12 protein-coding genes are annotated in these 12,204 nt (G+C 29.5%); 5 read left to right on the top strand and 7 right to left on the bottom strand.

Annotated features, from left to right (window positions below; translation table 11 throughout):
* Positions 1–489: 489 nt before the first annotated feature.
* The 7 genes from gyrA to dnaA form a co-directional block, all read right to left on the bottom strand.
* The gene (gene gyrA / locus HMPREF0216_RS06685) at positions 490–3,036 is read right to left on the bottom strand and encodes a DNA gyrase subunit A (RefSeq protein ID WP_005212812.1); all 2,547 of its coding nucleotides are present in this window, start codon (positions 3,034–3,036) and stop codon (positions 490–492) included.
* 34 nt (positions 3,037–3,070) lie between these two features.
* Positions 3,071–4,987, bottom strand: a complete 1,917-nt coding sequence (gene gyrB, locus HMPREF0216_RS06680; RefSeq protein ID WP_005212811.1) for a DNA topoisomerase (ATP-hydrolyzing) subunit B — start codon at positions 4,985–4,987, stop codon at positions 3,071–3,073.
* 54 nt (positions 4,988–5,041) lie between these two features.
* On the bottom strand, positions 5,042–5,302 hold the full coding sequence (remB, locus tag HMPREF0216_RS06675; RefSeq protein ID WP_005212810.1) for an extracellular matrix regulator RemB: 261 nt from the start codon (positions 5,300–5,302) through the stop codon (positions 5,042–5,044).
* A 13-nt stretch (positions 5,303–5,315) separates the two neighbouring features.
* The gene (gene recF / locus HMPREF0216_RS06670) at positions 5,316–6,401 is read right to left on the bottom strand and encodes a DNA replication/repair protein RecF (RefSeq protein WP_005212808.1); all 1,086 of its coding nucleotides are present in this window, start codon (positions 6,399–6,401) and stop codon (positions 5,316–5,318) included.
* A 56-nt stretch (positions 6,402–6,457) separates the two neighbouring features.
* Positions 6,458–6,664, bottom strand: a complete 207-nt coding sequence (locus HMPREF0216_RS06665) for an RNA-binding S4 domain-containing protein (RefSeq protein WP_005212806.1) — start codon at positions 6,662–6,664, stop codon at positions 6,458–6,460.
* Between the two features lie 43 nt (positions 6,665–6,707).
* Positions 6,708–7,808, bottom strand: coding sequence for a DNA polymerase III subunit beta (dnaN, locus tag HMPREF0216_RS06660; protein ID WP_040419249.1), 1,101 nt, complete (start codon positions 7,806–7,808; stop codon positions 6,708–6,710).
* 268 nt (positions 7,809–8,076) lie between these two features.
* On the bottom strand, positions 8,077–9,435 hold the full coding sequence (gene dnaA / locus HMPREF0216_RS06655; protein WP_005212802.1) for a chromosomal replication initiator protein DnaA: 1,359 nt from the start codon (positions 9,433–9,435) through the stop codon (positions 8,077–8,079).
* A gap of 518 nt (positions 9,436–9,953) precedes the next feature.
* Here dnaA and rpmH point away from each other — a divergent pair.
* The 5 genes from rpmH to jag all read left to right on the top strand — a co-directional run bounded on the left by rpmH (position 9,954) and on the right by jag (position 12,146).
* Positions 9,954–10,088, top strand: a complete 135-nt coding sequence (gene rpmH / locus HMPREF0216_RS18110; RefSeq protein ID WP_032116814.1) for a 50S ribosomal protein L34 — start codon at positions 9,954–9,956, stop codon at positions 10,086–10,088.
* A 62-nt stretch (positions 10,089–10,150) separates the two neighbouring features.
* A complete protein-coding gene (gene rnpA, locus HMPREF0216_RS06645; RefSeq protein WP_005212800.1) occupies positions 10,151–10,504 on the top strand; it encodes a ribonuclease P protein component in 354 nt (117 codons plus the stop codon).
* Complete coding sequence (gene yidD / locus HMPREF0216_RS06640; RefSeq protein WP_005212799.1) at positions 10,501–10,713, top strand: membrane protein insertion efficiency factor YidD; 213 nt, start codon at positions 10,501–10,503, stop codon at positions 10,711–10,713. The genes rnpA and yidD overlap by 4 nt, the downstream gene beginning before the upstream one ends.
* Positions 10,714–10,727: 14 nt before the next feature.
* Positions 10,728–11,492 carry a membrane protein insertase YidC gene (yidC, locus tag HMPREF0216_RS06635; RefSeq protein ID WP_005212798.1) on the top strand — a complete coding sequence of 255 codons (765 nt, stop codon included), beginning with the start codon at positions 10,728–10,730 and terminating at the stop codon, positions 11,490–11,492.
* 30 nt (positions 11,493–11,522) lie between these two features.
* The gene (gene jag, locus HMPREF0216_RS06630; protein ID WP_005212797.1) at positions 11,523–12,146 is read left to right on the top strand and encodes an RNA-binding cell elongation regulator Jag/EloR; all 624 of its coding nucleotides are present in this window, start codon (positions 11,523–11,525) and stop codon (positions 12,144–12,146) included.
* The last annotated feature ends 58 nt before the right edge of the window (positions 12,147–12,204 follow it).

The raw sequence follows: 12,204 nt of genomic DNA, 5'->3' as shown, positions 1-12,204 counted from the left end.
AGCGACTTCTTTATCTTATCACTACTTTCGACCCCTGTCAACAACTTTTTAAAAAAGTTTTTTCAGTCTGTCGTTAGCGACGAGATTTATCTTATCACCTCACGCTATACTTGTCAACAAAATGTTTTTTCAAGTTTTTGTAGCGCTCATCAGCGACGAAGACTATCTTATCATTAATCTAAAAATACTTTAAATTATATTTTGTTATTAAGATGAATTATTCTAATAATACGTTGTTTTTCTTTATTTTTCTTTGTTTTTATATTATTGATACACTTGGTTCAGAGTATTAATATATTTAGCCATTTTATATGCTTTTTACTTGAATTATATCAATTTCTAACAATAAATAGCTTAATATCTCTCATCGTTTATACCTATTTTCTATAATTTCTTAATTGTATTAACAACTTTTACTTTATTTCTCCATAAAAAATAAAGATGCAAGATTTAGATTTAAAAATCTAAGCCTCACATCTTTTCTTATTTCTATTCTTCTGTATCTTCCTTCATAGCCTCTTCAACTAATCTATCTAAACTAGTATCCTTTTCCTCAACAGCTACTTCATTATCAACACAGTCATCTAATGATAATTGCTCATCCTTTTCTTCATCATCTGTACCAGCAATTTTAGCTATAGCTACAATTTTTTCTTCTTCAGAAGTTCTCATTAATGTAACTCCCATTGCTGATCTGCTAGTTACTGAAATATCTGAAACATTTATTCTAATTGCAATACCACTTGTATTTATAAGCATTAACTCATCTTCTGGCTTACAAACAGTAGCCCCTATAACCTTACCAGTCTTTTCACTTATCTTATAAGTTATAAGACCAACACCACCTCTATTTTGTCTCTTATACTCAGTTAATGGTGTTCTCTTACCAAATCCATTTTCACTAATAACTAATAAATCTTCATTATCTACTGCTATATCCATACATACAGCTACATCATCTTCTCTTAAGTTCATAGACTTAACCCCTGATGCAGTTCTTCCCATTGGTCTTACATCTTTTTCATTAAACTTAATTGCATTACCATCTTGAGAAACTATTATTATATCTGCATCTCCTCTTGTTACTTTAACCTTAAGAAGTTCATCTCCTTCTCTTAAGTTAATAGCAATAAGTCCGCTCTTTCTTAGGTTCTTAAACTCTGATAATGGAGTCTTCTTAACAAGACCTTGTTTAGTTGCCATAAATAAGTAACCTTCAGCAGTATTATCTCTAACCGTTAGTACTGTTTCTATTCTTTCGTCTTGTTCTATTTGTATAAGATTTATTATATTAGTACCCTTTGCAGTTCTTCCAGCATCAGGTATTTCGTAAGCTCTCTTCTTATATACTCTACCTCTATTAGTAAAGAATAATACATCTGAGTGAGTTGAAGTTACTAAAACATGTTCTACAAAGTCATCTTCTTTTGTAGCCATTGCTTGTATTCCTCTTCCACCTCTTCTTTGAGCTGAATATGTATCAGCTGATATTCTCTTTATATATCCTGAATGAGTTAAAGTAACAACAGTTTCTTCCTCTTGAATTAGATCCTCAATATCTATATCATTAACGATTTTTTCAATTTGAGTTCTTCTTTCATCGTTATATCTTGCTTTTATTTCAAGTAATTCTTCTTTAATTACACTTAATAATTTTTCTTCACTTGCAAGAATTGAATTTAAGTAATTTATAAGCTTCATTAGCTCATTATATTCTTCTTCAATCTTATCTCTTTCTAATCCTGTTAATCTTCTTAATCTCATTTCTAAAATAGCAATTGCTTGCTTTTCAGATAATCCAAATCTTTCGATTAAAGTATTTTTTGCTATTTCTCCAGTTTTAGAACTTCTAATAATACTTATAACTTCATCAATATTATCTAATGCTATTCTTAAACCTTCTAGTATATGAGCTCTAGCTTGAGCTTTTTCAAGTTCAAATATAGTTCTTCTAGTAACAACTTCTTTTTGGAACTCTATATAATTACTTAATATTTGCTTTAAACTTAAAATTTGTGGCTCATTATTAACTAGCGCTAACATTATTATTCCAAAGGTATCTTGCATTTTTGTATGCTTAAATAATAGGTTTAAAACTATATTAGGATTTGCATCCTTCTTAAGCTCTATTACTATTCTCATACCTTCTCTGTCAGATTCATCTCTTAAGTCTGATATTCCAACAATTTTTTTATCTTTAACTAAATCCGCTATATTTTCGATAAGCTTAGCTTTATTAACTTGATATGGAATTTCAGTAACTATTATTTTGTGTCTTCCATTTTCTTCTTCTATTTCAGTTTTAGCTCTAACTACAACTTTACCTTTACCAGTCTCATAGGCAGCTCTTATTCCTGATTTACCCATGATAATTCCACCTGTTGGGAAGTCTGGTCCCTTGATACATGTCATAAGTTCTAATCCAGTAGTTTCTGGATTATCTATTAACATTATAGTTCCATCTATAACTTCACCTAGGTTATGCGGTGGTATATTAGTAGCCATACCAACAGCTATACCTGATGATCCATTAACTAAAAGATTAGGATATCTTGAAGGTAAAACTACAGGTTCTTGTTCTTCACCGTCAAAGTTTGGCATAAAATCAACAGTATTCTTATTTATATCTCTAAGCATTTCTACTGCTATTTTATTCATCTTTGCTTCTGTATATCTCATTGCCGCTGCACTATCACCGTCCACAGAACCAAAGTTTCCATGACCATCAACAAGCATATATCTCATTGAGAAATCTTGAGCCATTCTTACTAACGCATCATAAACAGATGAATCACCATGTGGATGGTACTTACCTAAAACTTCCCCAACTATTCTGGCACATTTTCTGTATCCTTTATTTGGTTCTAGTCCTAACTCTTGCATTGCATAAAGAATTCTTCTATGAACTGGCTTAAGACCATCCCTTACATCTGGAAGAGCACGCCCAACAATTACACTCATAGCATAATCGATATAGCATTGTTTCATTTCTTTATTTATATCTACATGTATAAATTTTCCCTCATTTAAGTTCATGTACTCACCTCAACTAATACTAAATACCTTAGTACTAAATATCTAAATTGCTTATTTTGCTAGCATTCTTTTGAATAAATTCTCTTCTTGGTTCAACCTTATCTCCCATTAAGATAGTAAATATTTCATCTGCAGCAATTGCATCACTTACACTTGCCTTTTTAAGAATTCTATGTTCTGGATCCATTGTTGTATCCCATAATTGAGTTGCATTCATTTCTCCAAGACCTTTATATCTTTGAATATTTGTTGAATTATCTTTTCCACCAAACTCTTCTAAGATACTATCAAGTTCTTCATCAGTATATGCATAACTTTCTTTTTTGCCCTTACTAACTTTATATAATGGTGGTTGCGCTATATATACATGTCCTCCATCTATTAGTGGTCTCATGTATCTATAGAAGAATGTTAATAATAGAGTTCTTATATGCGCTCCATCAACATCGGCATCGGTCATAATTATTATTCTATTATATCTTAATTTTTCTTCATCAAAATCTTTTCCTATTCCTGCACCAAAAGCAGTAATCATAGATCTTATTGTATCTGAATTAAGAATTCTATCTAGTCTTTGTTTTTCAACGTTAAGTATCTTACCTCTTAAAGGTAATATTGCTTGGAATTTTCTATCTCTTCCTTGCTTTGCAGAACCTCCTGCTGAATCTCCTTCGACTATATAGATTTCACATTCTGCTGGATCCTTTGATGAACAATCCGCAAGCTTTCCAGGAAGTGTTGATCTTTCTAGTACAGATTTTCTTGTAAGCTCTCTTGCCTTTCTAGCTGCATCTCTAGCTCTTGCAGCCATTAATGCTTTATCTATAATAATCTTACCTACAGCTGGATTTTCTTCTAAGAAAATACTTACACCTTCAGCAACTATAGAATCTACAACTCCTCTTACCTCTGAATTACCTAGCTTAGTTTTCGTTTGCCCTTCAAATTGTGGTTCAGATATCTTTACTGAAATAACAGCTGTAAGCCCTTCCCTTGCATCATCACCTGAAAGATTTTTATCATTTTCCTTTATATGGCCAAACCTCTTAGCATAATCATTTATTGCTCTAGTTAAAGCAGATTTAAAACCAGCTAAGTGAGTTCCCCCTTCTATAGTATCTATATTATTTGCAAAAGAATATAAGTTCTCATTATATCCGTCATTGTATTGCAGAGCAATTTCTGCTATGATACCATCTTTTTCTCCTTCAACATAAATAGGAGATTCATGTAATACTTCTTTATTTCTGTTTAAGTAAGAAACGAATTCTTTTATACCACCTTCATAGTGATACTTTTCTATCTTTTCTTCTTCTTCTCTTTTATCTTCTAGAGTTATACAAATTCCTTTGTTAAGGAATGCTAACTCTCTTAATCTACTTGATAATATTTCAAACTCAAATTCAGTTGTTTCAAATATTTCATGGTCTGGCTTAAATACTACTTTAGTTCCATGTCCGTCATCTTCACCAATTTTAGTTAAATCACAAAGAACATTTCCTCTTGAATATTTTTGTTGCCATACATATCCTTCTCTTGTTACTGTTACTTCACAATATTCAGATAAAGCATTAACAACAGATGCACCAACACCATGAAGACCACCAGATACTTTGTATCCTCCGCCTCCAAATTTACCACCAGCATGTAATACTGTCATAATTACTTCAACAGTAGATTTCCCCATTTTAGGATGTAAACCAACTGGCATACCTCTACCATCATCAATTACTGTAATTGAGTTATCCTCATTTATAGTAACTTTTATGTTTTTACAAAATCCAGCAAGTGCTTCATCAATACTATTATCAACTATTTCGTATACTAAATGATGAAGTCCTCTTGAACTAGTAGTACCTATGTACATTCCTGGTCTTTTTCTAACAGCTTCTAAACCTTCTAAAACCTGAATCTGACTTTCATCATAACTTTGCTTATTTTCTTCCAACATAAACTCCTCCTTATAATTTGATTTATATTAACGTATGAAGGCTAAATATTGGACTCAAGGATTATAATCAATATTTGTTCTTTTCGTTAAAGTAGATGATGAGATTGGTGATAAATAAACCTTACTCATTTTATTTACTTCTGCAATAACAAATGATTTAGGACTTTCCTTTGAAATTCTTTCAACAAATCCGTCTTCTTCAGCCATTCTTAAAAAAGATATTGTATCTGAACCATACATTGATGTTTGTAAATCAAATATACCAATTACATCTTTTATTGGTACAACTACATTTTCTCCTAAATGTAAAAACATAAGAACTCCTCCTTTAATTTAGAATTTCTCCATCCTTAACCTTAAAAACTTTAGATTTATCATCTAGATATTCATATAAATCTTCTATTCCAGTACATGTAATTATTGTTTGTATATCACCTATAGTACTTAAAATATATCTCTTTCTGCTAAAATCAAGCTCTGATAATACATCATCTAATAACAATACAGGATGTTCACCTGTAAGTTCTTTAATTATTTTTAATGATGAAAATTTAATAGTTAAGACAGCTGTTCTCTGTTGCCCCTGTGATCCATAACTTTTAGTATCAATATCATTTATTAAAACCATAAAATCATCTCTGTGAGGACCAACAGAAGTTATTCCTCTCTCACTATCTCTAGCTCTATTTTTTTCTAAAAGTGAATAAAAACTTTCTTTAATATTTTCTAAGTCTTTAATAGTACTAATATATTTAAATTCTATTTTTTCTTTTCCTGAAGTTATGTCAGCATGAATTTTAGCAGAGTATTTATTTAATTTTTCTATATATTTAAGTCTCTCTACTATTATATTATATCCAAATTCAACCAATTGCATATCATATACATCTAAAATATCTTTATTAATGCTTCTATTTCGTAAAATAGTATTTCTTTCATTCAAAACTTTATTGTATTGAACAAGATTATAATAATATTTAGCATCTAGCTGACATAATTCCATATCTATGAATTTTCTTCTCACACCAGGAGAATCCTTAATTATTTTTAAATCTTCTGGAGAAAACATTACAACATTAAAATTTCCGAACAATTCTCCAATTTTTTTAATTTTAACCTTGTTAATCTGTATTGCTTTTTTTCCGTCTTTAAGAATGCTTATATCAATTCTCTTATCTAATCTTTCTCTACCAACAGTAACACTTAAAAGTGCATTGTCAGAATTCCATTTGATAAGTTCTCTATCCTTTGACGTTCTATGAGACCTTGCAAAAGCACAGTAGTATATACCCTCTAATATGTTAGTTTTTCCTTGAGCATTATCTCCCATAAAAACATTAACATTTTGACCTAAACTGATATCCAACACATTATAATTTCTATAATTAAGCATTTGCAATCTTTTAATAAACATCTTAAACACCCTTAATTATAACATACTAAAGTTAACTAATTACAATAAAATAGTTATTATACTACCTTAAAGGTATCACCATTAAACTCTACTACGTCACCCTTGTATAATTTTTTTCCTCTTTGTGTGCAAATTTCTCCATTTACTTTTACAAGTTCATCTAAAATATACATTTTTGCTTCAGAACCTAATGAAGCTGCACCTGAAAATTTTAAAAATGAATCTAATTTTATAAATTCTGTTGTTATTTCTATTTCAATCATAAAGCTTTTTTGTATAACATTCGAATATTTATACAAAATCCTCCTATCTAACTAATCTAACTGGTAAAACCAAGTATTTAGCATTATTCCCATTTTTGCCTTTTATTACACATGGACTAACACTTGAAGTCATTTCTATAACAATATCTTCTTCTTCCATATTTTTAAGAACATCTAAGAGATATCTTGAATTAAATGCAATTTGTATTCCTTCCCCTTGCAGATTAGCACTAACTTCTTCTCTCACTTTTCCCAATTGAGAATTAGAAGTGATAATTAAACTCTCTTCTTGAACATCTAATTTTATTAAATTACTGTTTCCATCCTTAGCCATTAAAGATGCTCTTTCTAATCCATTTTGGAAATCTTGCTTTTTAATATTAACTAATAATTTATACTCTTGTGGTAAAAGAGATAAATAGTTAACAAATTTCCCATCTAGAAGTCTTGATATAATTTTTGTGTTATCCACATTAAATAGTATATGGTTGTGGGTAAATGTAATTTTTAATATTTCTTCGTTGTCTTCTAAAATCTTAGAAACTTCATTTAAAGTTTTACCAGGAATAACAACTTCTATGTTATCATCAAGATCTAATAATTCACTTCTAACTGCTAATCTGTAACCATCTAAAGCAACTAGGTTTAATTCTTTATTTTTTACTTCAAAAAGAATACCTTGTAAAATAGGTCTAGCTTCATCTTGAGCTATAGCAAAAGAAGTTCCCTTTATCATATTTTTTAATATGTTTTGAGGTACTTCAACTGTAACATCTTCATTTATGTTAGGTAGTGCAGGGTAATCACTAGAATTCATGAAAACTAAGTTAAATACTGACTTTTCACATGTAATTTGAATTAAATCATTTTCTGCTATTTCAATTTTTACATCTGAATTAGGTAATTTTCTAATGATTTCTGCAAATATTTTTGCATCAATTACGATACTACCTTCTTGGATAACATCTGCTTCAACCTTAGTTTCTATACTAACATCCATATCTGAACCAATAAGAGTAAGACCTTCTTTATTAGCTTCTATGTAAATACCTTCTAGTATAGGCATTGTTGTTTTTCCAGTAATAGCTTTAGTAACTATAGAAATACCTTCTTGTAATTTTTGTTTTGAGCATATTATGTTCATAATTTTAATCTTACCTCCTAAGTTATACACATTGAATTGATAACAATATATATATAGATAAATAATAAAAATAATAATAACAGTAGTAGTAGGGCGTGTGGATATGTGGATAAGTACTTCTAGCCCTTATTTTACAATAAAATTTGTGTAAAAAATACTGTGGATAAGTTGGTAACAAAAATGCACTCTTATCCACAGTATCCACATCGAAAGAGTAAAAAGAAACTTATCCACAAACAATTCACCGGTAGTTATGTACAGTTGTTGATTATTTTTGTGTTAGCTTTTTGGTGATATCATTTAATGTATGTTCTAAGCTCTCATCACGATTTAAACTTTCGGATATTTTTTCATAAGCATGTATAACAGTTGTATGATCACGACCACCAAATTCTTCGCCAATCTTAGGTAATGACATATCTGTAAGTTTTCTGCTAAGATACATAGCTATTTGTCTAGGGTAAGCTACATTCCTAGTTCTTCTTTGTGATTTTAAATCTTCAACTCTTAAATTAAAGTACGTAGCTACTACATCTTGAATTAAGTCTATAGTTATACTTTTATTTTGTTTGTTTGAAATTATATCTTTTAAAGCTTCACTAGCTAAATCAACTGTTATTTCTCTATTTGTTAATGACGAATAAGCAACTATTCTAATTAAAGCACCTTCAAGTTCTCTAATATTTGATTTAATCTTAGTTGCTATATAAACCATTACTTCATTTGGAACATTTAATTTTTCTACATCGGCTTTTTTCTTTAATATAGCCATTCTAGTTTCAAAATCTGGAGCTTGAATATCTGCAATAAGTCCCCATTCGAATCTTGAACGTAGTCTGTCTTCTAGTGTTGGTATTTCTTTAGGTGGTCTATCAGATGATAAAATTATTTGCTTATTTGCTTCGTGCAGTGTATTAAAAGTATGGAAAAACTCTTCTTGAGTTCTTTCCTTACCAGCAATAAATTGAATATCATCTATTAAAAGAACGTCAACACTTCTATATTTAGTTCTGAATTCTTCGTTTTTATCATCTTTTATTGCATTAATTAATTCGTTTGTAAATTTTTCTGATGAAACATAAACAACTTTAGCATTTGGATTATTTTGAAGAATATAGTGTCCAATTGCATGCATTAAGTGAGTTTTTCCTAGTCCTACACCTCCATAAATGAAAAGCGGATTATAAGCTTTAGCCGGAGACTCAGCAACTGCAAGTGATGCAGCATGAGCAAATCTATTGCTATTACCAATTACAAAGGAATTGAAAGTATATTTAGGATTTAATGTACTAGACATTTCATCATTAACAACTACTGTCATATTGTCCTTTTTTGGTTGCTTTGTCTTCTCTTCTAGCTCTTCAGCGTCTTGAATTTCAGAAGCAATTAAAAATTCTAAGTTGTAAGTTTTAGAACATGCGACCTCAATTGAATTTATAACTAAGTCTTTATATCTTTTTTCCAATATATCTTGAGTGAAGGAATTAGGGACACTGATTTTTATAGTATTAGATGATATAGATATAGGTTCACAACTCTTAATCCAAGTGTTAAAGCTAACCTCAGTTAATTCACCCTTAATAATATTTAATGTTTTTTCCCATAGTTCTTTAAGATCAGTCTCCATTTTAGTATCCTCCAAAAAAAGAAATTAAAAAAATTATAAACAGGATATCAACAAAATTAGTCACAGAAAAAAATTTGTTGATAAATGTTGAAAAAAGTTAATCACATGTTAATAATTCTGTAGATAAAATAGTCATAATATAGTTATCCACAATTATGATTAATATAAACCTTGATATTATTAACAGGAATAAATGCCCTAAAAATGATAATAATATATACGAAATACGAAGTTATCCAGAAAAAACGAACAAGTTATACACAGAATAATCCACAAATGTGGATAAGTTAAGTTATGCACATATTTATTCACACTTATACTTAATAATATCACAAGTTAACATAAGTTATCAATAAGTTATCCACAAAAAATAAACTGTGTATAAAATTATCAACAGGTTTACGGAATTTAATTCATATTGACAGTAAAAAGTTAAGTATATATAATAATAAGGTAAATTTATTTTTGAGAGATATAGTTTTTACTATAAATAATTCACTCAAAGGGGGTGTATTTGAATGTTCATGACATACCAACCAAAAAAGAGACAAAGAAAAAAAGAACATGGTTTCAGAAAAAGAATGAGCACTGCTTCAGGAAGAACTGTTCTTAAGAGAAGAAGACAAAAAGGTAGAAAAAAATTAACAGCATAAGGGCCGCACTTTGTGGCCTTTTTTCTGCAAATGCAGGAATTTAAGGAGATCTATTAATACTTATGATATATAAATTAAGAAAGAATACAGAGTTTAGACTTGTTTATAGGAGAGGAAAATCCTATGCTAACAATTTATTAGTTCTATATGTCTTTAATAATAAGAAAAATATAGATGATGAAAAATTACCTTATAATAAAGTAGGTATTTCTGTAAGTAAGAAAGTTGGAAATAGTGTAGTTAGAAGTAGAAGTAAGAGGCTTATTTCTGAGAGCTATAGATTAAATAGAGAAGATGTAAAAAAAGGATATGATTTTGTTTTTGTAGCCAGAACCTCTATTAATGAAAAAAAATATAGCGATGTGGAAGCTGCTATGATAAACTTATTTAAAAAGGCAGGAATATATATAAAATGAAAAAAATGCTTTTAACATTAATAAAGCTATATCAGAAATATTATTCTCCTATGCGACCAAGAAGGTGTATATTTGTACCTACATGTTCTGAGTATGCAGTTGAAGCCATCACTAAATATGGGGCTTTAAAGGGAGGATTTTTATCTATAAAGAGAATTTTAAGGTGTAATCCTTTTAACAAAAATGGAGGATACGATCCGGTAAAATAAGGAGGCTATTAAGAATGTGGAATGCAATTGTAAGTGCAATGACATCGATGTTCAATGCTTTGCATGATTTAATTGAATCGTTAGGGGTACCAGAAGAAAAAGAAGGGGTTTCATACGTATTAGCTATTATAGTTTTTACAGCAATAATTAGATTATTAATATTACCTCTTAATATTAAGGCAACAAAATCAAATGCCAAAATGCAAGAAATTCAACCAGAAATGAAAAAATTACAAACTAAATATGCTAATGATCCTCAGAAGTTACAATTAGAAACTTCTAAGTTGATGAAAGAAAATAATGTTAGTATGTTTGGAGGATGTTTACCATCTTTATTACCATTGCCAATATTATTTGCATTATATGGTGTGTTTAGAAATATAACAGCATCTCCAGGTGCAGATACATCATTTTTATTTATTCCAGATATATTTGGAATACCTAAAATAGGATTTGTTTCAATAATATTAGCAATATTAGCAGCATTAAGCACATATATTCCATCATTATTATTAAGTAAATCAATGCCACAACAAGAAGGTGGTATGAATATGAGTACTATGAATATAATGATGTCAGGTATGATGGGATTCATGGCTCTTCAATTCCAACCAATACTTATAATTTATTGGATAACTGGTGGAGTAATTCAATTAATTCAAACTTATTTCTTAAATTACTTACCATCAATGAAGAAAAAGAAAATTGAAGAAGAGAAAAAGGCTGCAGCTCAAATAGAGAAAGCTAAAAAATCTACACCAAAAACTAAAAAGAGATAATTATCATATTTTCTAGGTGGTGAATAGGGTATGAAAGTAATAGAAATGACGGGTAAAACCGTAGAAGAAGCATTAAAAAATGCTTTACTACAATTAAAGCTAACAGAAGATAAAGTTGATGTTGAAATACTTGATGAGGGAAGTAAGGGATTATTTAATCTAATAGGCGCTAAGCCAGCAAGAGTTAAAGTAGTAAAAAAACCGGATATAGTAGATGATACAAAACAATTCTTAGAGAATGTTTTAAAAGCTATGGGAATTGAAGCTGAAATTGCTATTAATGATGTAAATGATGTTATTAACATTAATTTATCAGGTCCTAAAATGGGATTAGCAATAGGGTATAGAGGAGAAACTTTAGATTCTCTACAATATTTAGTTTCGTTAGTAGTAAATAAAAACCATAGTAATCCATACAAGAGAGTTGTATTGGATGCAGAAAACTATAGAAAGAAAAGAGAAGAAACTTTAATAAGAGTTGCTCAAAAAACAGCAGCTAAGGTTAGAAAATCAGGTAGACCATATAGGTTAGAACCAATGAACCCTTATGAAAGAAGAATAATTCATTCAGCACTACAAGAATATACTGATATTAACTCATATAGTGAAGGTGAAGAACCTTTCAGAAAAATTGTTATAAGTTTAAAGAAATAAGAGAAAGCAAATTTTGCTTTCTCTTATTTTTTTGTGTGTGCCCAGCATGGGCAACAAC

This window comes from Clostridium celatum DSM 1785, assembly GCF_000320405.1.
Lineage (GTDB): Bacteria > Bacillota > Clostridia > Clostridiales > Clostridiaceae > Clostridium > Clostridium celatum.
Note: the sequence above shows the minus strand (reverse complement) of the source record. Positions and strands in the feature narration are given on the sequence as shown.